Origin of the sequence: Bacillus sp. EU52, assembly GCF_037964975.1 — a bacterium.
Lineage (GTDB): Bacteria > Bacillota > Bacilli > Bacillales > Bacillaceae > Bacillus > Bacillus subtilis.
The window spans coordinates 269,255-293,031 of record NZ_CP150177.1; the positions used below are offsets into that span (position 1 = coordinate 269,255).

Here is a 23,777-nt window from a genome sequence, read left to right on the forward strand (position 1 = left end):
CTCCCCTGATGCCGAATGGGCTTCTGAATTGCTTTGCTGAACGGATAGTAGGCGATGCCGGGTTTCTCTCCCCGTTACCAAGAGAGGAGTATCGAAACATAGGTTTTCTGTACTTAGAGTGAACGGCTGTATAGCTGTTAATAAAGGTGGTACCGCGAGACCCTCGTCCTTTGCATAGGACGGGGGTTTTTTGTGTTTCTTAAAGGAGGTGACGGCCAATGGACGATGGCTGGTGGTGGCATAGCAGATGAGTTAGAAAGGAGGATATCAAATGGTCATTGCAACTGATGATCTTGAGGTCGCATGTCCTAAATGTGAAAGAGCGGGAGAAATCGAAGGAACACCTTGCCCGGCCTGCAGCGGAAAAGGTGTTATTCTGACTGCTCAAGGATATACGCTTCTGGATTTTATCCAAAAGCATTTGAATAAGTAAAGGAGAAAAGCTGAGCTGAGATGAGAGCAGAAGAGCAGAGTAAGATTCGTGAGGCCGCAGCAGGTACGATTTTTTTGCTGATCGGAACAGTTTGTTTTGCGTCTAAATCGATTTGGATAAAATGGGCATACCAAATGGGTGCTGAGCCAGATGCCGTGCTGCTATATAGGCAGCTGCTGGCTGTTCCGCTGTTTTGGCTGATTTTTTTAATATATCGTCCTCCAATGCCAGACGGTAAGAAAAAAGGAGACCTATGGAAGGCTTGTGGCGCGGGAGTGTTTTGTTTTTTTCTGTCTCCCTTGCTTGATTTTATCGGGCTGAACCATGTATCCGCAATGGTTGAACGTATATTGCTGATGAGCTATCCGTTGTTTGTGTTTGGATTCACCGCGTGTCGTGACCGGAAAATGTCCTCAATTCAGGACCTTTTCGCAGTTCTGGCGGTCATGTTTGGGCTTTTCTTGGCGCTGGGCGGCTGGAATGCTGAGCTTTTCCAGGCGAATATGATTGGAGCTGTATTCATTTTGTTATCTTCGGCCGTCTATGCTGGTTATCTTGTCCTTTCCGGGCATCTCGTCCATCAAATCGGGGGGATCCGTCTCAATGCATACGGGATGACAGCTGCTGGAGCTGCCATGATGCTTTACACAGGGATCAAATCGGCGGCTGGCATGAATACGCCAATGGCAGCATATCCGCTTTCTATGTATGGTTTGTTCGCGGTAATTGCAGTCGTTACCACAGTGATTCCATTTGTGCTAATGCTTGAGGGCATAAAACGAATCGGGGCACAGCGAGCCGCCGCCATTTCAATGGCAGGGCCTATCCTGACGATTTTCTATGGAGCTTTATTTCTCGGTGAACGGCTCGGGCTCATTCAAGTCATTGGATGCGGTGCCGTATTTTTTGTCATTACGGTGATGGAATACAGGAAGCTGAAAACAGGAAAATAAGAATAATTTATATAAAACACACACGTTTTTCAATTACAATAAGTGTAATTACGTGTGTGTTTTTTGATTTTGTAAAGGTTAGGTGAGAAGATGCAGCGCATATTGCTTGTAGAAGACGACCACTCAATCAGTGAAATGGTGGATCATTATTTAACAAAAGAAGGCTTTGGAATTGTGCATGCTTTCGACGGAGAAGAGGGCATCCGGCTGTTTCAGCAGGGTTCATACGATTTGGTCCTCCTTGATATCATGCTCCCGAAGCTGAACGGCATGGATTTTCTGAAAATCATCCGGGAAAAAAGCAATATACCGGTCTTAATGATTTCGGCAAAAGACGGAGATGTGGACAAGGCATTGGGACTGGGTTTTGGGGCGGATGATTATATCGCCAAACCGTTTTCGATGATTGAGCTGACAGCCAGAGTAAAAGCCGCGATACGGCGGGCGACGCAATATTCGGCAGAGGAGCCGGCTGTGAATAAGGTGATCCGGATTCACCAGCTTGCGATAGATATAGACAATGTTTCCGTTTTGAAAAACGGAGAGCCGCTCCAGCTGACGTCAACAGAATGGCAGCTGCTGTGCTTATTTGCATCAAATCCTAAAAAAGTGTTTACGAAAGAACAAATCTACCGTTCCGTTTGGAATGAAGAGTACTTTGATGATCAGAACATCATTAACGTACATATGCGGCGGCTCAGAGAAAAGATTGAGGATGACCCCTCCTCCCCTCAATATATTAAAACGCTATGGGGCATCGGTTATAAATTAGGAGAGTTTTAGAATGACAGTGCTATGGGTGGCCGCTGTCATCGCTCTGGCGTGTCTGAATGTGATTCAATTCATAATGAAAAAGAAGCGGGACGGGAATCTGGCTTACACGGCTGACCAGCTTAGCTACATGCTCAGCCGGGATTCGGCAGGACAAATTTTGCTTCCTACAGACGATCATGCGCTCAAAGGCTTGCTTGTTAACATCAATCTTATCGTTGAGAATCGTCAGCAGATCAGCGCTCGATTTGCCAAAACAGAGCAATCCATGAAGCGGATGCTGACCAATATGTCGCACGACCTGAAAACGCCGTTAACGGTCATTCTCGGTTATATCGAAGCCATTCAAAGTGACCCGAACATGCCGGACGAAGAGCGGGAAAGATTGCTGGGGAAGCTCCGCCAGAAAACAAATGAACTCATTCAGATGATCAACTCCTTTTTTGATTTAGCGAAATTAGAATCTGAAGATAAAGAGATCCCGATTACCAAAGTACATATGAACGACATATGCAAACGAAATATCCTGCACTATTATGACGCTGTTCAGTCAAAAGGCTTTCAAGCAGCCATCGATATACCGGATACGCCGGTGTATGCGCAGGCGAATGAAGAGGCACTGGACAGAATCCTACAAAACCTATTATCCAATGCGATTCAATATGGCGCGGTTGGCAAGTTAATCGGCATGACGCTGTCTTATGATGAGAGGAACATCGCCATCACCGTATGGGATCGCGGAAAAGGGATTAGTGAAACCGATCAGCAGCGGGTGTTTGAGAGGCTGTACACACTTGAAGAATCCAGAAATAAAGCATTTCAAGGAAGCGGCCTGGGTTTAACCATCACAAAACGGCTTACAGAAAAAATGGGAGGCACCATATCCGTCCAAAGCAAGCCGTACGAACGGACTGCATTTACGATCACATTGAAACGCATGACATATTAATCGTAAGAATTTCTTAAGGTTTGAGAAATAAAAATGACAGGGCTCGCCGCTACAATAGAAAACAGGAAAAGAGAGGGAAGGAGAAACAAAGTTGACTTATATCGTACAAACAAACGGGCTGACCAAAACGTATCAGGGCAAAGAGGTCGTATCCAATGTCAGCATGCATATTAAAAAAGGTGAAATCTACGGCTTTCTCGGCCCGAACGGCGCGGGGAAAACAACCATTATGAAAATGCTAACGAGCCTTGTCAAACCGACAAGCGGTGAAATCATCATCCTTGGGAACAAGTTCACCCACACGTCATATGAGGTGCTGGGGAACATCGGCAGCATGATTGAATATCCGATTTTTTATGAAAACCTGACAGCTGAAGAAAATTTAGATCTGCATTGTGAATATATGGGATACCACAATAAAAAAGCCATACAAGAAGTGCTGGATATGGTGAATTTAAAACAAATCGATAAAAAACCCGTCAAAACCTTTTCCCTCGGGATGAAGCAGCGCCTTGGAATTGCGCGTGCCATCCTCACGAAGCCGGACCTGCTTATTCTGGATGAGCCGGTGAATGGTCTTGACCCTCTCGGCATTAAAAAGATCAGGCAATTGTTTCAAGTGCTGAGCAAAGAGTACGGTATGACGCTGCTGATCTCAAGCCACCTGCTGGGTGAAATCGAACAAATCGCGGACACAATCGGCGTCATTCGGGACGGCAGGCTGCTTGAAGAGGTATCAATGGAGGATGTCAGGGGCCAGAACACTGAATACATTGAGCTTGTCACGCCGAATCAGACAAGGGCCTGCTTTGTGCTGGAGAAAGAGCTGCAATTAACCAACTTTAAAATATTAAATGAGAAAACGATTCGAATTTACGAGGCTGAAGCCTCTCAGGCTGCCATATCCAAAGCATTGATTTTAAATGATGTAGACATTGAATCAATGAACAAAAAGTATACGTCGCTGGAGGATTATTTTATCAAATTGATCAACGGCAATAGCATCAGTGCGTAAAGGAGGAGAGACACGTTGATGAATTTGATCAGAATCGAATTAAGAAAAATGAAAATGGGCTGGTATATCAGAGGTGCCCTCATTGCCAACGTGATCATTATGGGTTTTATGTGGCTGATCAGTTATTCCGAAAAAGCCGATGGCGGGGTTTCGTTCCAAAGTACGGATGAAGCATTCCTCATCATCGGCACCTTCGTCAGAGCGGTATTTATCGTATTTGGCGCTGTGCTGATCGTAAAATTGGTGATTTCGGAATATAAAAACAAAACCATTCTTGTGATGTTCACGTACCCGATCAGCCGTAAAAAGCTGCTCACCGCTAAGCTCATGATCGCGGGCGGACTGACGTTTATCACGATTTTACTTTCAAATATACTCATAGCCGCCGGTTTCTTTTGGCTGAACTCGATCTACCATTTCATACCGGGAGAGCTTACTTCCGAGATCATTTCTCAACAGGCGGTCAAAATGGCGGTTTTCGCTTTTGGCGCCGCTGGAACCAGTTTAGTTCCCATCTTTTTTGGGATGCGTAGACACTCGGTTCCGGCGACCATCATTTCATCTGTAGTAATTGTGATGCTCATCAGCTCAACAAGTCCGGGCTTCTCGATTTCATCTGTTGTGTATATCCCGTTATCGTTAGCGGCATTCGGTTTGTTCTTTTCCTACATGGCGATCAGGAATGCGGACAAGCAGGATGCGTAAACAAAGGCGCCCAATATGTATAAAAGGCCGATGCTGTCAGCACCGGCCTTTCCATTATGAGTCTGTTCTTGTTTCAAGATAATGCTTCTTGCCAATCTCTTTGCTCATCATATAGAAATGGAAGCAATATTCACCGATTGCCATGACGATCGCGCCGAATAAAGCCGCCAATGCAACTTCACCGCCAGTCATCCCCAGGGAAAGCGGCATGCCCATCAGCCAGATCACAAGAAAGGCCAAGCCAAAATCAGCCAAAGTTGCAATCATATTATTCCATCTCGGCAATACATAAAGATCGCCCAGCAAATAAGAAATAACCCCTAACACAATCGTCATTAGCAGCGTATCACCAAACGTGAAACCAAAGCCCAGACCAAGCACCAGATACAACACAATAATCGTCATAATACCTTTAATAGCGAGCGCTTTCACATGTGTCATTACAATTCCTCCTTTTGTCATTTGATTTGTTATGTATAATTCCTCAAATGTAAAAAGTTAAACCTTATTTCTTTTCGGAGGCGGGTGCAAATCTGCTGGGGAGGGGTCAATGATGTGAATCCAGGAATTGAGGCTGCGGCGCTTCGACAGCGGAAACGTGAAGCTTGTACTGCACCGGACGCTGCTTTGATGCCCAACAGCCCATTATGTTTGCTGTTTTTAGATGAATAAATTTAAAAACTTCTCCTGTCCCTCCGTCATCACTTCTGAAGTAATGAAATATGATGAAAAGAGATCAAGGGGAGGTGACGTGATGGCGGTCGTGAGAGCAACGAGTGCGGATGTCGATTTGATGGCAAGGCTGCTCAGAGCGGAAGCGGAAGGCGAAGGCAAGCAGGGGATGCTGCTTGTCGGCAACGTTGGAATTAATCGGCTGCGGGCGAATTGCTCAGATTTTAAAGGCCTCCGCACCATCAGGCAGATGATTTATCAGCCACACGCGTTTGAGGCTGTGACTCATGGATATTTTTATCAAAGGGCGCGAGATAGCGAGCGTGCCCTTGCACGCCGGTCGATTAATGGTGAAAGGCGCTGGCCTGCAAAATTTAGTTTATGGTACTTCAGGCCGCAGGGGGACTGTCCAGCCCAGTGGTATAACCAGCCGTTTGTGGCCAGATTTAAGTCACACTGCTTTTATCAGCCGACGGCGGAGACGTGTGAAAATGTATATAACACATTTTAGAGACAGGACACCGTTCAAATTGAACGGTGTTTTTCTTTGAAAAGATGCAATGCAAAATATTCCTGTGAGATAATCAAAGAAAAAAGAGCTGACGGAGATGACAGAATGGCAACAATTGACCTGCAAAAGAAAAGTGTAAAGATCGTACTGGAGAAAAAGCAGTTAACGAAGGTGACGGCTCGTGTTGGACTGGTTCTTGATATTACGGGATCGATGAGACCGCTCTACAAAAACGGGACGGTTCAAAATGTGGTGGAGCGGATTTTGGCAGTGGCTGATCAGTTTGATGATAACGGTTTGCTGGATGTATGGGTGTATGATAATGAATTTTCCCGATTAAAGCCAGTTTCAGAAAAGGATTTTTCGGGCTATGTCGATCGTGAAATTTTAAATAATGACCGCTTGCATAAATTCGGCAGAAATGATGAGCCGCCAGTCATGAAGGACGTGCTGCGCAAATATGTTACGGAGGAACCGAGCTCGTATCCTGCTTTCATTGTTTTTATCAATGACGGGGGCTGTAAAAAGTCAATCAAACCGATAATTGAAGCTTCTTCTGATAAACCGGTGTTCTGGCAGTTTGTCGGCATCGGAAACGGAAACTTTGATTTTCTCAATAAACTGGATACGTTAGAAGTTCGTGTCATTGATAACACGAACTTCCTGCATATCGAAGAGATTGACCGCATTTCTGATGATGAGCTTTATGATGCTCTGCTTGCTGAATTTCCATTTTGGCTGAAAGAAGCGAAGGAAAAAGGGATTGTAAGAGAACAAGAGCCTCCTGCTGAAAAGCCGAAAAAGAAGGGCTTTTTCAGCAGATTGTTTTCGAAATAACTGATAAAGAGCACTGAGTCATTCTGCGAAATGGCTCGGTGTTTTTGTTTTTTTAAGATCATGTGAAGAAAAATAGGCCGAATGGGCGGCTTGCAAACGACAGGATATGCAGAAAACGCGTCATTCAGCCAGCTTTCGGCATGTTTTAGCGGCAGGCTTGTGAGGGAAGACCTGTTTTTGATGTTCAGCGCTTACAATCAGTTCACACTTCTTCACAGTCGTTTAACAATGATTTCCTATAATGGAGACGATCAATGAGGAGAGAGGGGATCTTGAATGGCATACGACAGTCGTTTTGATGAATGGGTACAGAAACTGAAAGAGGAAAGCTTTCAAAACAATACGTTTGACCGCCGTAAATTTATTCAAGGAGCGGGGAAGATTGCAGGACTTTCTCTTGGATTAACGATTGCCCAGTCGGTTGGGGCCTTTGAAGTAAATGCTGCGCCTAAATTCTCAAGCTATCCGTTTACATTAGGGGTAGCGTCAGGTGATCCGCTTTCTGACAGTGTCGTGCTCTGGACGCGCCTGGCACCTGATCCGCTGAATGGCGGGGGAATGCCGAAGCAAGCAGTGCCTGTCAAATGGGAGGTCGCAAAGGATGAGCATTTCCGCAAAATCGTAAGAAAAGGCACTGAAATGGCTAAACCGAGTCTTGCCCATTCCGTTCATGTGGAAGCGGACGGGCTTGAGCCAAACAAAGTGTACTATTACCGTTTCAAAACCGGCCATGAACTAAGCCCTGTCGGAAAAACAAAAACACTGCCTGCCCCTGGCGCCAATGTGCCGCAAATGACCTTTGCATTTGCTTCCTGCCAGCAATATGAGCACGGATATTATACGGCCTACAAGCATATGGCAAAGGAAAAGCTTGATCTTGTCTTCCATCTCGGTGATTACATATATGAATACGGTCCAAATGAATATGTATCAAAAACAGGCAATGTCCGCACGCACAACAGCGCGGAAATCATTACGCTGCAAGACTATCGGAACCGTCACGCTCAATACCGTTCTGATGCCAATCTTAAAGCTGCACATGCGGCATTCCCTTGGGTTGTAACTTGGGATGACCATGAAGTTGAAAACAACTATGCCAATAAAATACCGGAAAAAGGACAGTCGGTTGAAGCATTCGTGCTCCGCCGCGCGGCAGCATACCAGGCATACTATGAACATATGCCGCTCCGCATTTCCTCTTTGCCGAATGGCCCAGATATGCAGCTGTACCGGCACTTTACGTACGGAAACCTGGCGTCCTTCAATGTGCTTGATACCCGCCAGTACAGGGACGACCAAGCCAATAACGACGGCAATAAGCCGCCTTCTGATGAATCGCGCAATCCGAATCGGACCCTGCTTGGAAAAGAACAGGAGCAGTGGCTCTTCAACAATTTGGGCAGCTCGACTGCCCACTGGAATGTGCTGGCGCAGCAGATTTTCTTTGCCAAGTGGAATTTCGGGACAAGCGCAAGCCCGATCTACAGCATGGATTCGTGGGACGGCTACCCGGCTCAGCGCGAACGGGTGATCAATTTCATTAAAAGCAAAAATCTGAATAATGTTGTCGTACTGACAGGTGATGTACACGCAAGCTGGGCATCGAATTTGCATGTCGATTTCGAGAAGACAAGTTCAAAAATATTCGGAGCCGAATTTGTCGGAACCTCGATCACATCCGGAGGAAACGGCGCCGATAAGCGGGCGGATACGGACCAAATTTTAAAAGAAAATCCGCACATCAAGTTCTTTAACGACTATCGCGGATATGTCCGCTGTACAGTGACGCCTCACCAGTGGAAAGCCGATTATCGGGTGATGCCGTTTGTGACCGAGCCGGGCGCAGCCATTTCTACGCGGGCTTCATTCGTTTACCAGAAAGACCAAACTGGGTTGAGAAAGGTATCATCCACAACAATCCAAGGCGGGGTGAAGCAATCCGATGAGGTCGAAGAGGATCGTTTCTTTGCGCACAACAAAGCCCACGAAAAACAAATGATTAAGAAGCGGGCAAAAATCACGAATTAAGGAGTGGAAATTATGTTTTCAAACATTGGAATACCGGGCTTGATTCTGATCTTCGTCATCGCCCTCATTATTTTTGGCCCTTCCAAGCTGCCGGAAATCGGGCGTGCCGCCGGACGGACACTGCTGGAATTTAAAAGCGCCACAAAATCACTTGTGTCTGGTGATGAAAAAGAAGAGAAATCAGCTGAGCTGACAGCGGTAAAGCAGGACAAAAACGCGGGCTGAATGCTGATGAGGCAGACACCGGGTCTGCCTCTTTTTTTATGAAAGGGAGGGCTTTTTTGAATGGATAAAAAAGAAACCCATTTGATCGGGCATTTAGAAGAGCTTCGCCGCCGGATTATCGTAACCCTCGCGGCATTTTTTCTATTTCTCATCACGGCTTTTTTGTTCGTACAGGACATTTATGACTGGCTAATCAGGGATTTGGATGGAAAGCTGGCTGTGCTTGGGCCGAGTGAAATCCTCTGGGTGTATATGATGCTTTCCGGCATTTGTGCCATTGCGGCTTCTATCCCTGTTGCCGCGTACCAGCTGTGGCGTTTCGTTGCACCGGCGCTGACGAAAACGGAGCGCAAGGTGACGCTCATGTACATACCAGGTTTATTTGCGTTGTTTTTGGCGGGCATCTCCTTCGGATACTTTGTCTTGTTTCCGATCGTGCTCAGCTTTTTGACTCATTTATCCTCCGGCCACTTTGAAACGATGTTTACGGCTGACCGCTACTTTCGGTTTATGGTGAATTTGAGCCTGCCGTTCGGCTTCTTGTTTGAGATGCCCTTGGTGGTGATGTTTTTAACAAGGCTGGGCATCTTAAATCCTTACAGACTGGCCAAAGCGAGAAAGCTGTCCTATTTTCTGCTGATTGTCGTATCTATATTGATTACACCGCCTGATTTTATTTCTGATTTTCTCGTGATGATCCCGCTTCTTGTCCTGTTTGAAGTGAGTGTCACCCTATCGGCGTTTGTCTACAAAAAGAGGCTGAGGGAAGAAACAGCGGCGGCCGCTTAGTGCAGCGTACCGCCCGGTGACTTCACATCCTCATCATATTGTGCGGCCGTAACAGCGGCGATTCTCAATGCCCGGACAATCGTGTCCAGGCTGAGGCTCGGCGCTGTTTTGTCGATTGTTTGCTGCGGAATGTAAGGAATATGAATAAAACCGCCGCGAATGTGCGGGGATGTCCGGCTAATGTGATCCATTAACCCGTAGAACAAATAGTTGCATACAAAGGTCCCCGCTGTGTAGGAAACCGCAGCTGGAATGCCGTGCTCCTTCATCTTAGCAGTCATTCGTTTCACGGGAAGCCTTGTCCAGTAAGCGGCGGGCCCATCTGGAGAAATCTCTTCATCAATCGGCTGATGTCCTTCGTTATCGGGGATTCGCGCATCTGCAAGGTTGATCGCCACCCGTTCCGGTGTAATCTGCATCCGTCCTCCTGCTTGGCCGACACAAATCACGATATCTGGCTGATGTGTTTGAATGGCTTGGCGCAGAGTGCCCAGAGCGGATCTAAAGACGGTTGGAATTTGTTCCGCTGTAATAATGGCTTCTTCCGTCTCGAAGCCATTAAGCCGTTTCGCCGCTTCCCATGATGGATTGACGGTTTCTTTGTCAAAAGGGTCAAAGCCAGTGATCAGCACTTTTTTTCTCATCTTCTCATCTCCTTTTTCTTTTATTCTATTGTTTATTTATGGGTTTTTCATCAAAATAATGTAAAGGAGTGAATCATAATGGAGCATTTACCGCAGCAGTATCGTCATTTATTCCCAACCTTGCAGACGCATACGATGCTTGCCAGCTGTTCTCAGAGCGCATTGGCAGAGCCTGTATCAAGGGCGATCCAGGATTATCATGATAGCCTGCTGTATATGGGGACGAACTGGAAAGAAGCGATCGAAAAAACAGAGTTTGCGAGAAACGAGTTTGCAAAGCTGATCGGGGCTGAACCGGATGAAGTGGCGATTGTGCCGTCAGTTTCTGATGCGCTGGTTTCTGTAGCATCGTCCTTAACTGCATTTGGAAAGAAGCACGTTGTATATACAGATATGGATTTTCCGGCGGTGCCTCATGTTTGGCAGGCACACTCCGATTATACCGTATCCGTCATTCCATCAATAGACGGCGTGCTGCCGCTTGAACAGTATGAAAAGCATATTTCGGATGAAACAGTACTGACGTGTGTTCCTCACGTTCATTATCGTGACGGCTATGTTCAGGATATAAAAGCGATTGCCGAGATTTCTCAGAGAAAGGTCTCTTTATTGTTTGTAGATGCTTATCAATCAGCCGGGCATATTCCCATTGATGTGAAGGAATGGGGCGTAGATATGCTGGCGGCAGGCACCCGGAAGTATTTGCTCGGCATACCGGGTGTGGCGTTTCTTTATGTGAGGAAGGAGCTGGCTGACGCACTGAAGCCGAAAGCATCAGCTTGGTTCGGCAGAGAGAACGGATTTGATGGGGCTTATGCAAAAGGCGCGCGTCGTTTTCAAACGGGCACCCCAGCTTTTATCAGCGTATCCGCAGCTGTAGCGGCTTTATCGCTGCTGAATTATATTGGGGTTTCTCATATCCGGGATCATGTGAAAACGATCTGTGCCGATGCAGTTCAATATGCCGCTGAAAAAGGCCTACAGCTGGCGGCGGCACAAGGTGGGGGTCAGCCGGGCATGGTTGCGATCCGGGATGAGCGGGCATCGGAAACGGCGGCGTTGCTGAAGAAGAAAAAAGTGATTTGCGCGCCGCGGGACAATGTCATCCGTCTCGCTCCCCATTTTTATAATACGAAGGAGGAAATGCGGCACGCGATTGATGAAATCGCGGCGAAAACGATCCATAAGTAAACATAAAAAAAGCCCCTGAACATTAGTCAGGGGCTTTTCATATTAATGATCTACCTTCACGCGCTTCATAAAGAAAGCGCCAATTAAACCGATAATGGCAACAATCATTGCAAACACAAATGCGTGCTGTACGCCTGCTGTCAAAGCTTGCGGGATGACTGCCGGATCGGCAGGATTTTTGACTGTACTCATATAATCATGCTGGCCTGCAGCCATAATGCTGACCGCAACCGCTGTTCCGATAGCGCCGGCCATTTGCTGCAGCGTGTTCATAATGGCGGTGCCGTCTGGATAAAATTCGCGCGGCAGTTGGTTTAAACCGTTTGTCTGTGCAGGCATCATGATCATAGAAATCCCGATCATCAAGCAGGTGTGCAGGATGATAATCAGAACAGCTGTTGAAGTGGTCGTGACATTTGAGAAGAACCATAGTACAACGGTGACAATCACAAATCCCGGAATGACAAGCCATTTCGGCCCGTATTTATCGAACAAGCGGCCTGTAACAGGGGACATAAATCCATTTAAAATACCGCCCGGCAAGAGAACAAGACCAGATGCAAATGCAGTGAGGACTAAGCCGCCTTGCAGATACATCGGCAGAAGCAGCATAGATGACAGAATGACCATCATACAAATGAACACCATGATCACACCCAAAATAAACATCGGGTATTTGAACGCACGGAGGTTCATCATCGGCTGCTTCATTGTCAGCTGGCGGATTGAAAATAGGATAAGGCCGACAACGCCGACAATCAGCGACACGATAACAGTCGGGCTGGACCATCCCCCGGAGCCTTCACCCGCGTTGCTGAATCCGAACACAATGCCGCCGAAGCCAATCGTCGACAGGATGATAGACAATACATCGATTTTCGGCTTTGTCGTTTCAGATACATTCTGCATATATGCGATACCGAAAACAAGCGCCAGCACAAGGAATGGAAGAGAGATCCAGAAAATCCAGTGCCAGTTGAGATGCTCCAGAACCAATCCTGAGAAAGTTGGGCCGATGGCGGGCGCGAACATAATGACAAGACCGATCGTTCCCATTGCGGCGCCCCGTTTATGAGGCGGGAAAATCACCAAGATTGTGTTAAACATTAGGGGCAGTAAAAGACCGGTTCCAAGTGCCTGAACGATCCTTGCCGCTAATAAAAACGAGAAGCTCGGCGCAAGCGCCGCAATGAATGTACCTAAAATTGAAAAGATAAGTGACACGGTAAAAAGCTGTCTTGTTGTGAACCATTGCAACAGCAGTCCTGAAACAGGAACAAGGATACCGAGTACAAGCAGGTAGCCCGTCGTTAACCATTGGACGGTTGCCGCTGTAATGTTCAATTCCTTCATAAGGTCGGTTAACGCAATATTCAGCGCTGTTTCACTGAACATGCCGATAAAACCGGCCAACAGCAAGGAAATCATAATCGGCATCACTTTGTATTGCTGAGATGCTTTAGCTGTTGTTTCCAAAATCATTTCCCCTCTCTATCAACTGCATGTAGTATGTCGTTTTTTTTATCTCTTCAGCAGGTCAGGAATGCAGCTGGAGATATGAAGGAGCGGCGTACTGTTTTTTGCCGTCAAAGATAAAAGGATGCCGCCTTCAATCATCGCGTTAACCACAGTGCTGGCTTCTTTTGCATGCCTCTCGCTGCAGCCAGTCTGCCGCAGTTTTTCCTCATACACAGAGGCCCATTCTTTGTAGGCTTCATGACAGGCTTCGCGCAACGGTTCGCTTTTCAATGACGTCTCAGCCGCTAGCAAGCCCACAGGCAAGCCTTCAATGTCTTCCGTACATGAAAACTGGCAGGAGAGCTCCTTCAAAAAGGCTTGAATGCCTTCTGCTGGATCGGTGTAGGATTCCATGCAGTCCGCGATTTTCTGACGGATATACTCCTTCATCTCATTCACGGCTTCGATCGCAAGCTGTTCTTTACCCCCGGGAAAGTGGTAGTAAAGAGAGCCTTTAGGCGCGCCGCTTTCCTTTATAATCTGGTTCAGACCCGTGCCGTAATACCCTTGCAGCTGAAAAAGCCGGGTAGCTGCCGAAAGGATTTTCTCACGGGAATCTCCATAACTCATAACATTCCCACCTTACTGAATTGCAATCAAAAATATAGTGACTGGTCTATTATCTTGATTCAATCATCAATTGTCAAGAAAAATTCATTGTATGAAAAGACAAAAAAAGAAGGATATGACAACAAAAAATACTGAGAGAAAAGCTGACTGATCTTTTGACTGAATAGATAAAATGTACAATGATTAATCATCATATGGATGTAAGGAGAGAAATAGATGAAAAAACAACGAATGCTCGTACTTTTTACCGCACTATTGTTTGTTTTTACCGGATGTTCACATTCTCCTGAAACAAAAGAATCCCCGAAAGAAAAAACGCAGACACAAAAAGTCTCTTCGGCTTCTGCCTCTGAAAAAAAGGATCTGCCAAACATTAAAATTTTAGCGACAGGAGGCACGATAGCTGGTGCCGATCAATCGAAAACCTCAACAACTGAATATAAAGCAGGTGTTGTCGGCGTTGAATCACTGATCGAGGCAGTTCCAGAAATGAAGGACATTGCAAACGTCAGCGGCGAGCAGATTGTTAACGTCGGCAGCACAAATATTGATAATAAAATATTGCTGAAGCTGGCGAAACGCATCAACGACTTGCTCGCTTCAGATGATGTAGACGGAATCGTCGTGACTCATGGAACAGATACATTGGAGGAAACCGCTTATTTTTTGAATCTTACCGTGAAAAGTGATAAACCGGTTGTTATTGTCGGTTCGATGAGACCTTCCACAGCCATCAGCGCTGATGGGCCTTCTAACCTGTACAATGCAGTGAAAGTGGCAGGTGCCCCTGAGGCAAAAGGGAAAGGGACGCTTGTTGTTCTTAACGACCGGATTGCCTCAGCCCGATATGTCACCAAAACAAACACAACCACAACAGATACATTTAAATCAGAAGAAATGGGCTTCGTCGGAACAATTGCAGATGATATCTATTTTAATAATGAGATTACTCGTAAGCATACGAAGGACACGGATTTCTCGGTTTCTAATCTTGATGAGCTGCCGCAGGTTGACATTATCTATGGATACCAAAATGACGGAAGCTACCTGTTTGACGCTGCTGAAAAAGCCGGAGCAAAGGGGATTGTATTTGCCGGTTCTGGGAACGGGTCTTTATCTGACGCAGCCGAAAAAGGGGCGGACAGCGCAGTCAAAAAAGGCGTCACAGTGGTGCGCTCTACCCGCACGGGAAATGGTGTCGTCACACCAAACCAAGACTATGCGGAAAAGGACCTGCTGGCATCGAACTCTTTAAACCCCCAAAAAGCACGGATGTTGCTGATGCTTGCGCTTACCAAAACAAATGATCCTCAAAAAATCCAAGCTTATTTCAATGAGTATTGAAGAAAAGAAGGCGAATAAGCCTTCTTTTTTTGGCTTTTTAGGACCAATAATGACCTCTGAATCTTAAAATTTCTTTAAAAATAAGCCAAAATTACCCTTTACTTAATTAATTTGGTAACGTAATATAATTGAAGAATTTGTTACAAAAAAAGGAGGATATTATGAAATTTGTAAAAAGAAGGATCATTGCACTTGTAACAATTTTGATGCTGTCTGTTACATCGCTGTTTGCGTTGCAGCCGTCAGTAAAAGCCGCTGAACACAATCCAGTCGTTATGGTTCACGGCATTGGAGGGGCATCATTCAATTTTGCGGGAATTAAGAGCTATCTCGTATCTCAGGGCTGGTCGCGGGACAAGCTGTATGCAGTTGATTTTTGGGACAAGACAGGCACAAATTATAACAATGGCCCGGTATTATCACGATTTGTGCAAAAGGTTTTAGATGAAACGGGTGCGAAAAAAGTGGATATTGTCGCTCACAGTATGGGGGGCGCGAACACACTTTACTACATAAAAAATCTGGACGGCGGAAATAAAGTTGCAAACGTCGTGACGCTTGGCGGCGCGAACCGTTTGACGACAGGCAAGGCGCTTCCGGGAACAGATCCAAATCAAAAGATTTTATACACATCCATTTACAGCAGTGCCGATATGATTGTCATGAATTATTTATCAAGATTAGACGGTGCTAGAAACGTTCAAATCCATGGCGTTGGACACATCGGCCTTCTGTACAGCAGCCAAGTCAACAGCCTGATTAAAGAAGGGCTGAACGGCGGGGGCCAGAATACAAACTAATGAGATAAATAACCTTGAAGAGTCCTATTCTTCAAGGTTATTCTGCTTTCAGCACAATGGTTTTCGCCGCCATATCATGAACGGTTTGTTTTTTCTTCGTAAATGCGGCTGTCAAATAGATCAGGCGGGAGAATACATGCACCCACGCTATGATGTAACGGACAATCGCCTGTAGGAAAGAAATTTTCTCGTGTGTTTCGTCCCTCACGATTTGCAGCCCGATGATTTTTTTGCCCAGTGTGCCCTTCCAATTTGTCAGCGGCATCAGCAAAGGGTACACAATCAGCATCAATATGGCGGCAATAATGACACCGGCGGACCCATCGCCAAACGTAAATCCGGCTGCCAAAATCACTGCTGCGGCAATGATTACATCAAGTAAAAGAGCGCAGGCGCGCAGCATGAAACCAGCTAGTTCCAATAGAAACACTCCTTAAAATGTTAAATAAACACCTAATGATTGTAAAAAAGAAGGGCCTAAAGTGGGAATAGGTGATAAGCCTTAAATCACAAAAGTTGGTGAAAATGTCATAGGTAAATTGGCATAATCAGCCAGCTTATCACATTACCAAATTCTTTTTTAGCCCGAAACCAAGCCCTCAGAAGTTATTTTTGTTAAAATAGAAAAGTTACAACAGAATTCGGAGGGTTTATTGTGGGAAAAGTGAAACGAAATGCCCCTTGCCCATGTGGCAGCGGCAAGAAATATAAAAAATGCTGCGGAAGTAAAGTTGTCGACTTCCCGGCGGAACTAGCGGCAAAAGAAGCGAAACAAATTCAGGAAGACTTAGTGGAGTATGCCTTCACAGTACATAGAGAAAGCATTTCAGGCTTTATCAACCAGCATGATTTTCTTTCTGCTATGGACAGACAGACGAAAGACATCAGCGTATTTAATTTGGGTATCTGGGGAATCTTCTTCCACCCGCTTGCTGGTGAGAAGACAATCTTCGAAGAGTACCTTCAGAAAAAAGGCGATTCGATCACTCGTCCGAAAACGCGTGAGATCGTAGAATCATGGCAGAGCATGACGCCTGCTTTATTGCTGCTGAAGGACCTGAAGGAAGGCATCATTCACTTTGAAGATGTCATTACGGCAAAACAATTCGAAGTGGAAATGGACGCCAGCAATCAAGACCTTCCTCCAGTGGGAAGCCTGATTCTTGGATACCCAATCCACGAAGCGGAAAAAGCAGAATTCTTCATGCAGTTCACGATCTTCCCGGTGAAGAGAACAGAAGCGCTGATCAGCAAGGTGAAGAAATATGCGGATGCCGCTGTGAAGGACGGCAAAACGCCGGAGGACTTCATGAAGCAGGAATTCAACAACGTTCTGTTCGCGTTGTTAGCTGAGAAAGATGAAGAGCCACAAGCAGAAAAAGCGGAAGTAAGCACTGTTGAGTGGGCAAACGACTTGGAGAAAGAAACCGCTGCGGCTATTGAAGAAGGCATGAGCGGGGAAGAGTATCCGACTGAATTGATCCCAGCTGTTATTGACATCTGGAAAACATTCTGCGAGAAAAAATCACCTGTCATCAGAAAGCCGGAAGCTTTTGCTGCGGCAGTTGAATATTATGTAAACGCGATTTCTCTTAACGGCGCGTCCGTTTCTCAAGCTAAACTGGCGAAAAAATACGGCGTCAGCGCATCAACGATTTCCAGCCGTTACAAAGAAATTGAAAGCACGCTGCAGGATGAAGCGGATCGTTTTGCACAAGCGTTATCCTCATAATGGAAAAAACCTTGAAAAGCCAGGCTTTTCAAGGTTTTTTTATTTCTGAAACGGAATTTTGATTTCTAACCGGAAGACGGGGTGGCGGTAGGTAAAATCCAGCCTGCCAAAAGCGCTCTTCACCAGTTTTTGAATGATATATGTGCCCATGCCTTCATGAGCGTCGTTTTTCGTTGAGCGGCCAAACGATTGATAAATTGTATCGAGCACTTTTGGGTCCATCCCGGGAGTGCTGTTTTCACAAGTCAGTACATAAAGTCCGCTGCGCAGTGAAGTTTCCAGTTTAATCTCTGCTTTTTCTCGGGCCTCCGCTGCGCTGTCGAGCGCATTTTCTAATATGTTGCCGACCAAGCTGACCTGATCAGCAGGCGAAAACGGAAGGGAAGAAAGCGGTGTATGTATATGCAGCGAAACACTCACATTCGAGGCGCGGGCTTTTTCTAAAAAATCATAAAGCACCCCTGCAACGTACGCGTTCTCTCCTTTCAAAAAACGGTCATATTGCCTGAATTGATCCGCCCAGTTTTGAATATATGCTTGTGTATCTGCCTTGGGCTGAGCTGATTTGATTGCAGTGATATGTTTCATTGTGTCATGATTCCGGCTTCTGACATCAATCAGCATTTGATTGGCGTGCTGTTCAGCTTGAGTCAGCTTATCAATTTGATCAGAAAGCCTTGCCTGTAAAGCAGACTGTCCGATACGGAGCCCTTCACACCCTGCAAATATCGCGATTACACATAATGCCGGCATGATGTCTGTGCCGATCAGCACCACTCCCGCCGACATCACTTGAATCACGGCAATCCATGCACAAAGCCCTGAGGAACAGTGTTTCCACACCCGCTTCGTATTCCAAATGTACAATCCTGCAGCAGCTGCGCCTAAAACAGCGGTGAGCCAAGAGACGGCTGTGCTGTGTGAAAAAGCAGCAGCTCCCTGATAACATATGAAACTAAATAAAACCAGATAAAGACATTGAAAAAGGGTAATCACGTTCTGAACTCCTCAAAAGTAGTAGTTTTGAAAATAATCAAGCTGCTGCTTGGTGATCATCGCTTTTTTAGACGTTCCCTCAAAAGAAACTGTAAATGAATGCTTGGTATAAGCGGAAAAATGCTTTATGTAATGAATGTTGATAATAAAGGAACGATGCGAACGAAGAAAATCCTTTTCGGGCAGGTCGCCTTTAATATCATTTAATGTTTGATACGTTTGCACCTCTTCGGCGGTTGTCACAATCGTCGTCGAACGTCCCGTCCGTTCTGCGAAAATAATATCCTTCTTTTGCAGGACGTGCATTTCAGACTTTTGCTTTATCAATATACGCCCATTCAAACTCGTTTCCGTTTTCTTTTTCAAGTAGCGGTCGAAGGAAGCGGCCAGACGGTCGGCATAGTACGGCTTCATAATATAATCATGGACATTTAGGTCAAAGGCGTGAACCGCATAACCGCCGTGACCGGTAACAAAAATCACATCCACATCAAGTGAATGGGATTTGATCAAATCAGCAAGCTCGTAGCCAGACATATGGGGCATCTCGATATCGGCAAGCAGAAGATCAATGTCTCCGTTCTTTACCCGCCTGTAGGCTTCCTTCGCTGAATCGGTGGAAAAGACAATTTCGACGTCCTGCATTCTGGACACGATCGCTTCCAGCTTCTCTAAATCTACTCGATAATCATCTACAAGTCCGACTTTTACCATTATCATTCCCCTAGTTACATAGAATCATCTTTATTCTATCCCATTTCGCGACATAAAAAGAACTCTTCGCGACAACTTTATCCAACTAATCCAGCTTTTCGTATATAGTCATTACTAGAAATAAAGATAAGGGAGATTGTGACATGATTACACTGACCGATTGCAGCCGCAGGTTTCAGGATAAGAAAAAAGTAGTCAAAGCGGTGCGAGATGTAAGCTTAACAATTGAAAAAGGAGAAGTCGTCGGCATTCTCGGAGAAAACGGTGCCGGCAAAACGACGATGCTGAGAATGATTGCTTCCTTGCTTGAACCATCACAGGGTGTAATCACAGTAGACGGCTTTGACACGGTCAAGCAGCCGGCTGAAGTCAAAAAAAGAATCGGTGTCTTATTCGGAGGAGAAACCGGGCTTTACGACAGGATGACCGCTAAAGAAAATCTCCAATACTTCGGCAGGCTGTATGGGCTGAACCGCCACGAGATCAAAGCAAGAATAGAAGATTTATCGAAACGGTTCGGCATGCGCGATTATATGAACCGGAGAGTGGGCGGGTTTTCGAAAGGCATGAGGCAGAAAGTCGCCATTGCCAGAGCGCTGATTCACGATCCGGACATCATTTTATTTGATGAGCCGACAACTGGGCTTGATATTACGTCAAGTAACATCTTCCGCGAATTTATACAGCAGCTGAAAAGAGAACAAAAAACGATTCTTTTCTCCAGCCACATTATGGAGGAAGTGCAGGCGCTCTGTGACAGTGTCATCATGATTCACAGCGGAGAGGTGATTTACCGAGGGGCACTTGAATCACTATACGAGAGCGAGCGCAGTGAGGATTTGAATTACATCTTTATGTCTAAGCTTGTCAGGGGGATTTCTTAAATGCTGAGCCATATTTATAAAAAAGAAATGATCGACGCTTTGCGCGACAGAAAAACGATATTACTCACAATCTTAGTGCCGATGATTATGATGCTTGGACTTGTCTTCTTTTATGAAAGCATGCTGTCCGACAAAGGGGAGCAGTACACGCTGGCTGTCGGCCATTCGCTTCCGCCCGCACTGGAAAGCAAGCTTAATGAGATTGACGAAATCAGCGTAAAAACATTTGCAAAGCCTGAAGAGGCAGTTGATGAAGGAAAAGCAGATGCCTATCTGAACGTCCCGAAAGAGTTCGACTCATATGTCAACAGCATGACACCTTTTAAGGTTGATGTTTACGGCAATTCAATCGATCAAGGGTCGTCAAATGCCATGCAGCTTGTGCAGTCTGCCTTAGATCAGTACAAAAATGAAATTGTGCAGCAACGTTTAACAAATAAGCATATTGATCAATCGGTGATCCAGCCGTTTACAATTCAGCAAAAGGAAGCGGATGAGGAGAAAGGGACTTCCGCTATTATGCTTTCCGCCATTCTGCCCATGCTGATTCTGACTTCCATTGTTTCCGGCGCAATGCCGATCGCTCTTGATATCATGGCCGGTGAAAAGGACCGAAAGTCAATCGAGGCGCTGCTATTAACGCCAGTCAGCAGAAACAAAGTGCTGGTCGGCAAGTGGCTTGCGGTTTCCACTTTTGGCGTGGCTTCAGGTGTATTTGCTTTGGTGTTTTTGATTTTGTCCACCGTGTTATTTACCGAAAATTTAAAAACGGCCTTCCAGCTGGGAGATCATATGTGGAGTGTAATCGGCGCTTCAGCCTTAATCATTGTGCTCTCTGCATTGCTGATATCTGCGATGGAGCTTTTCATCAGCATCATGTCCAGCTCGGTAAAAGAAGCGCAAAGTTATATGTCTCTCGTCGTCTTTCTGCCTGTGTTCCCGATGTTTTTCATCTTCAGCAAGGCACCGAACCAATTTGACTTATCATACTTTCTCATCCCGTTTCTGAACCTGCATGCGTTATTTAAACAGCTTTTATTCGGGATGGTTGACCCGGCTGCCATTTTGTCTACGTCAGGAACCATCGCCGTGCTCATCGCCATCTTCTTTTTACTAGCCAGAGCCTGCTTCCTGAAAGACAAATGGGTTCTCCCAAAATAAACTTGCGAAAGGAGAAATACACTTTCTCCTTTTTGTATATCCTGAAAAAAGAAGGAAAATAGAAAAAGGATATCTAATACAAAAAGTGACCCTGCACTATTTTTCATCAAAATTGGTTTCAAAGGAGAAGGAACAATGGATCAAACACGTACACTCGGCAAAACGAAGCTGAAGGTGAAGCGGATCGGATTCGGCGCGAATGCGGTCGGCGGGCATAATCTATTTCCAAATCTAAATGATGAAACAGGGAAGGATTTAGTGCGCACGGCATTGGATGGCGGCGTCAATTTTATCGATACCGCCTTTATATATGGATTGGGGAGATCTGAAGAATTAATCGGCGAAGTCGTACAGGAACGCGGCGTGCGGAATGAGCTCATCATCTCCACCAAAGGAGCTCATAAAGAAGTGGACGGCAGCATTGAATTAGACAATAGCCGGGAGTTTCTTCGCAGCGAGGTCGAGAAGAGCCTGAAGCGGCTGAAAACAGATTACATTGATTTGTATTATGTTCACTTTCCGGATGGAAAAACACCTCTCGCTGAAGTGGCGGGCACTTTGAAAGAGTTGAAGGATGAGGGGAAAATCAAAGCAATCGGCGCTTCGAACCTCGATTATCAGCAATTGCAGGATTTTAATGCTGATGGCTATTTGGAGGTCTTCCAGGCCGAATATTCTCTCATACAGCGTGATGCCGAGAAAGAGCTTCTTCCATACTGTGAAAAACAAGGCATCTCCTTTATTCCTTACTTTCCGCTTGCGTCCGGACTGCTGACAGGAAAATTCACGCGAGACACAGTCTTTGATGACTTCAGAAAGGATAAACCTCAATTTCAGGGTGAAACGTTTATCCACAATCTCAAAAAAGTAGATAAGCTGAAAGCAGTAGCGGAGGAAAAACAAGCGGATACGGCACATGTCGCCTTGGCGTGGCTGTTAACGAGACCGGCGATTGATGCCATTATTCCAGGAGCTAAACGACCTGAGCAATTACAGGATAACCTGAAAACCTTGAACATTGAACTCACCGAAGACGAAGTGAATTTCATCAGCGACATTTTTAAATAAAAAGGAAATAGCCGTCAAGGCTATTTCCTTTTGGTGTTTTATTCTTTGATGAATGCTTCGACTAATTCTGCTGCTCTGTAATCATCCATATCAAGCTGCCATTGGTCGATGTCATTTTTCTTCATTTTCACTTCAACTGTTTTTTCAGATGAAGCAGGTCCAAGCTTTTTGAATTCCTCAGGATAGACTTGAAGCGCGTATTTCACTGCCTCTTCATAGCTGGCACTAGAGTTTTTACTGTAGTAGTCTTTCACTTTGTCTTCGATACGGTCTGAAAGAGAAGATGCATCTACAGGTTTAACTGTGGCTTCAACAATTGCTTCGTCTTTAGAGATTGAAGTCGTTTTTGCCTGAATGGAAGAGTTTTTGCTTAATCCCTCTTTAATGCCGTTCACGATATTATCAAGCGCTTTGCTGTCCGCATATGTGCTGGAAAGGCCGGAAGCTGAGAGATAACCGTCTTTGGCTGATTCATTGAAATCATTTACAATTTCATTTTTGTTAGCGCCGGTGATTTTTTCGAAATCGGCGTTATCTTTGCCGAAAAGAAGGACATCAACATAAGCTGATAACGCTTTTGCAGAATCTTGGAGCTTATCTGCCGTCGCCAGGATTTTTTTGTCTTTTCCGTCAATTTTAAAAGTAACTGATTTTGGCTTTTTATCACCGTAAGATTCCGGCGTATAGTTAAGCTCGTATTGCTTGCCTTTATCTACAACGAAGAAAAGATTTCCTTCAACGGATTTGTCAGCGTTAATCGTGCTGCCCTGAAGCTTTTCGCTATAGTCTTCAGGGTCTGTGTCAGACATTTTGGTATCACCTTGATACAATGTGAAATCCATACTGTCTACATTCAGCGGGTCTTTTCCTGTGTTTTTCACCGCGACATTGACTTTTAACACAAGCTGGTCATCTGAAGTGGACTTATCATATTTAGACGGAAGTGTGTAAGAGACATCCTTGATTTTGACTTGAGCTATATCTGAGCTTTTTTCTGTTTCTGATTCTTTCTTCTCCGCGCTTGTTTTGCTGCCGGAACAAGCAGCTGTAAACATCATCAGCAGAAGAATTAGGAAAACAGCGTACGTTTTTTTCTGAAACATTCATTTTTCCTCCTCAAATGGTTTAGGAAAGGGGAGTCTTTTGTCTTTGAGAAATGGATCTTTTTGAATGGATTAGCATCATATAACCAAAAAAATCAGTTCTTTTCTCACGGTTTTCACCGGATTTTCTGGAAACTCCGCCCTCCTTTGTCATGAATGGACCT

At 45.4% G+C, this 23,777-nt stretch carries 29 protein-coding genes and 1 other annotated feature (1 of these 30 cut by a window edge); of the genes, 19 read left to right on the plus strand and 10 right to left on the minus strand.

Translation table 11 applies throughout. From position 1 onward, the window contains the following. Positions 1-174, plus strand: a binding site (T-box leader); it begins 74 nt to the left of the window's first position. A 97-nt stretch (positions 175-271) separates the two neighbouring features. The 6 genes from rtpA (at position 272) to NSU05_RS01505 (ending at position 4,826) form a co-directional block, all read left to right on the plus strand. Then, a complete protein-coding gene (gene rtpA, locus NSU05_RS01480) occupies positions 272-433 on the plus strand; it encodes an anti-TRAP regulator (RefSeq protein WP_003234807.1) in 162 nt (53 codons plus the stop codon). 20 nt (positions 434-453) lie between these two features. Then, the gene (locus tag NSU05_RS01485; RefSeq protein ID WP_038427307.1) at positions 454-1,386 is read left to right on the plus strand and encodes a DMT family transporter; all 933 of its coding nucleotides are present in this window, start codon (positions 454-456) and stop codon (positions 1,384-1,386) included. Positions 1,387-1,488: 102 nt separating this feature from the next. After that, entirely contained in the window at positions 1,489-2,169 is a 681-nt protein-coding gene (gene ycbL / locus NSU05_RS01490; RefSeq protein WP_009966453.1) for a two-component system response regulator YcbL, read from the plus strand. A 1-nt stretch (position 2,170) separates the two neighbouring features. Next, on the plus strand, positions 2,171-3,106 hold the full coding sequence (ycbM, locus tag NSU05_RS01495) for a two-component system sensor histidine kinase YcbM (RefSeq protein WP_038427309.1): 936 nt from the start codon (positions 2,171-2,173) through the stop codon (positions 3,104-3,106). Between the two features lie 91 nt (positions 3,107-3,197). Further along, positions 3,198-4,121, plus strand: a complete 924-nt coding sequence (locus NSU05_RS01500) for an ABC transporter ATP-binding protein (protein ID WP_003246292.1) — start codon at positions 3,198-3,200, stop codon at positions 4,119-4,121. An 18-nt stretch (positions 4,122-4,139) separates the two neighbouring features. Then, positions 4,140-4,826 carry an ABC transporter permease gene (locus tag NSU05_RS01505; protein ID WP_080121049.1) on the plus strand — a complete coding sequence of 229 codons (687 nt, stop codon included), beginning with the start codon at positions 4,140-4,142 and terminating at the stop codon, positions 4,824-4,826. On the opposite strand, the gene NSU05_RS01510 is transcribed toward NSU05_RS01505, so the two are convergent. Both NSU05_RS01510 and NSU05_RS01515 read right to left on the minus strand, forming a co-directional pair. Next, positions 4,787-4,921, minus strand: coding sequence for a hypothetical protein (locus NSU05_RS01510; RefSeq protein ID WP_119122840.1), 135 nt, complete (start codon positions 4,919-4,921; stop codon positions 4,787-4,789). The two genes, NSU05_RS01505 and NSU05_RS01510, sit on opposite strands and share 40 nt — an antisense overlap. Next, complete coding sequence (locus NSU05_RS01515) at positions 4,881-5,267, minus strand: YndM family protein (protein WP_014478718.1); 387 nt, start codon at positions 5,265-5,267, stop codon at positions 4,881-4,883. The genes NSU05_RS01510 and NSU05_RS01515 overlap by 41 nt, the downstream gene beginning before the upstream one ends. Positions 5,268-5,580: 313 nt before the next feature. On the opposite strand from NSU05_RS01515, the gene cwlJ reads away from it, so the two are divergent. The 6 genes from cwlJ (at position 5,581) to tatC (ending at position 9,888) form a co-directional block, all read left to right on the plus strand. Then, positions 5,581-6,009, plus strand: a complete 429-nt coding sequence (gene cwlJ, locus NSU05_RS01520; protein WP_003246500.1) for a cell wall hydrolase CwlJ — start codon at positions 5,581-5,583, stop codon at positions 6,007-6,009. Positions 6,010-6,114: 105 nt separating this feature from the next. Next, positions 6,115-6,846, plus strand: coding sequence for a VWA domain-containing protein (locus NSU05_RS01525; protein ID WP_029726969.1), 732 nt, complete (start codon positions 6,115-6,117; stop codon positions 6,844-6,846). A gap of 81 nt (positions 6,847-6,927) precedes the next feature. Beyond that, positions 6,928-7,104 carry a hypothetical protein gene (locus NSU05_RS01530; RefSeq protein WP_019712346.1) on the plus strand — a complete coding sequence of 59 codons (177 nt, stop codon included), beginning with the start codon at positions 6,928-6,930 and terminating at the stop codon, positions 7,102-7,104. A gap of 18 nt (positions 7,105-7,122) precedes the next feature. Beyond that, positions 7,123-8,874, plus strand: coding sequence for an alkaline phosphatase PhoD (phoD, locus tag NSU05_RS01535; protein WP_014475691.1), 1,752 nt, complete (start codon positions 7,123-7,125; stop codon positions 8,872-8,874). Between the two features lie 12 nt (positions 8,875-8,886). Further along, positions 8,887-9,099, plus strand: coding sequence for a sec-independent protein translocase protein TatAD (gene tatAD, locus NSU05_RS01540; RefSeq protein ID WP_003223835.1), 213 nt, complete (start codon positions 8,887-8,889; stop codon positions 9,097-9,099). A 60-nt stretch (positions 9,100-9,159) separates the two neighbouring features. Then, positions 9,160-9,888 carry a twin-arginine translocase subunit TatC gene (gene tatC / locus NSU05_RS01545; RefSeq protein WP_014475692.1) on the plus strand — a complete coding sequence of 243 codons (729 nt, stop codon included), beginning with the start codon at positions 9,160-9,162 and terminating at the stop codon, positions 9,886-9,888. Here tatC and pcp read toward each other — a convergent pair. Further along, on the minus strand, positions 9,885-10,532 hold the full coding sequence (pcp, locus tag NSU05_RS01550; protein ID WP_015252900.1) for a pyroglutamyl-peptidase I: 648 nt from the start codon (positions 10,530-10,532) through the stop codon (positions 9,885-9,887). The two genes, tatC and pcp, sit on opposite strands and share 4 nt — an antisense overlap. Before the next feature lie 78 nt (positions 10,533-10,610). On the opposite strand from pcp, the gene NSU05_RS01555 reads away from it, so the two are divergent. Then, positions 10,611-11,723 carry an aminotransferase class V-fold PLP-dependent enzyme gene (locus NSU05_RS01555; RefSeq protein ID WP_038428319.1) on the plus strand — a complete coding sequence of 371 codons (1,113 nt, stop codon included), beginning with the start codon at positions 10,611-10,613 and terminating at the stop codon, positions 11,721-11,723. Positions 11,724-11,765: 42 nt separating this feature from the next. On the opposite strand, the gene lmr(B) is transcribed toward NSU05_RS01555, so the two are convergent. Next, positions 11,766-13,205 carry a lincomycin efflux MFS transporter Lmr(B) gene (lmr(B), locus tag NSU05_RS01560; RefSeq protein WP_010886396.1) on the minus strand — a complete coding sequence of 480 codons (1,440 nt, stop codon included), beginning with the start codon at positions 13,203-13,205 and terminating at the stop codon, positions 11,766-11,768. Positions 13,206-13,244: 39 nt separating this feature from the next. Continuing rightward, positions 13,245-13,811, minus strand: coding sequence for a transcriptional regulator LmrA (lmrA, locus tag NSU05_RS01565; protein WP_038428320.1), 567 nt, complete (start codon positions 13,809-13,811; stop codon positions 13,245-13,247). 216 nt (positions 13,812-14,027) lie between these two features. On the opposite strand from lmrA, the gene ansZ reads away from it, so the two are divergent. Together ansZ and lipA are read left to right on the plus strand one after the other, a co-directional pair. Beyond that, complete coding sequence (ansZ, locus tag NSU05_RS01570; RefSeq protein ID WP_038428321.1) at positions 14,028-15,155, plus strand: asparaginase AnsZ; 1,128 nt, start codon at positions 14,028-14,030, stop codon at positions 15,153-15,155. Between the two features lie 161 nt (positions 15,156-15,316). Then, positions 15,317-15,955 carry a lipase LipA gene (gene lipA, locus NSU05_RS01575; protein WP_038428323.1) on the plus strand — a complete coding sequence of 213 codons (639 nt, stop codon included), beginning with the start codon at positions 15,317-15,319 and terminating at the stop codon, positions 15,953-15,955. A gap of 37 nt (positions 15,956-15,992) precedes the next feature. On the opposite strand, the gene NSU05_RS01580 is transcribed toward lipA, so the two are convergent. Continuing rightward, the gene (locus NSU05_RS01580; protein ID WP_339204378.1) at positions 15,993-16,376 is read right to left on the minus strand and encodes an RDD family protein; all 384 of its coding nucleotides are present in this window, start codon (positions 16,374-16,376) and stop codon (positions 15,993-15,995) included. 234 nt (positions 16,377-16,610) lie between these two features. On the opposite strand from NSU05_RS01580, the gene NSU05_RS01585 reads away from it, so the two are divergent. Continuing rightward, a complete protein-coding gene (locus NSU05_RS01585; RefSeq protein WP_003246276.1) occupies positions 16,611-17,687 on the plus strand; it encodes a helix-turn-helix domain-containing protein in 1,077 nt (358 codons plus the stop codon). Positions 17,688-17,726: 39 nt separating this feature from the next. On the opposite strand, the gene natK is transcribed toward NSU05_RS01585, so the two are convergent. Both natK and natR read right to left on the minus strand, forming a co-directional pair. Beyond that, positions 17,727-18,683 (minus strand): two-component system sensor histidine kinase NatK, encoded by a 957-nt coding sequence (gene natK / locus NSU05_RS01590; protein WP_038428324.1) that lies wholly within the window; start codon positions 18,681-18,683, stop codon positions 17,727-17,729. Between the two features lie 12 nt (positions 18,684-18,695). After that, positions 18,696-19,397 (minus strand): two-component system response regulator NatR, encoded by a 702-nt coding sequence (gene natR, locus NSU05_RS01595; RefSeq protein WP_003234759.1) that lies wholly within the window; start codon positions 19,395-19,397, stop codon positions 18,696-18,698. A gap of 143 nt (positions 19,398-19,540) precedes the next feature. Between natR and natA the strand changes: the two genes are divergently transcribed. From natA to NSU05_RS01610, 3 genes are all read left to right on the plus strand, one after another. Next, complete coding sequence (gene natA, locus NSU05_RS01600) at positions 19,541-20,281, plus strand: sodium ABC transporter ATP-binding protein NatA (protein ID WP_015252894.1); 741 nt, start codon at positions 19,541-19,543, stop codon at positions 20,279-20,281. Continuing rightward, positions 20,282-21,442 carry a sodium ABC transporter permease NatB gene (gene natB, locus NSU05_RS01605; protein ID WP_003234755.1) on the plus strand — a complete coding sequence of 387 codons (1,161 nt, stop codon included), beginning with the start codon at positions 20,282-20,284 and terminating at the stop codon, positions 21,440-21,442. 135 nt (positions 21,443-21,577) lie between these two features. Next, positions 21,578-22,510 (plus strand): aldo/keto reductase, encoded by a 933-nt coding sequence (locus NSU05_RS01610; RefSeq protein WP_015715197.1) that lies wholly within the window; start codon positions 21,578-21,580, stop codon positions 22,508-22,510. 38 nt (positions 22,511-22,548) lie between these two features. Here NSU05_RS01610 and NSU05_RS01615 read toward each other — a convergent pair whose 3' ends face one another. Both NSU05_RS01615 and NSU05_RS01620 read right to left on the minus strand, forming a co-directional pair. Then, positions 22,549-23,613, minus strand: coding sequence for a DUF4352 domain-containing protein (locus tag NSU05_RS01615; protein ID WP_003234750.1), 1,065 nt, complete (start codon positions 23,611-23,613; stop codon positions 22,549-22,551). A 22-nt stretch (positions 23,614-23,635) separates the two neighbouring features. After that, positions 23,636-23,767: a hypothetical protein gene (locus NSU05_RS01620; protein WP_003246334.1), complete on the minus strand. Its 132-nt coding sequence runs from the start codon at positions 23,765-23,767 to the stop codon at positions 23,636-23,638. Positions 23,768-23,777 lie beyond the last annotated feature (10 nt).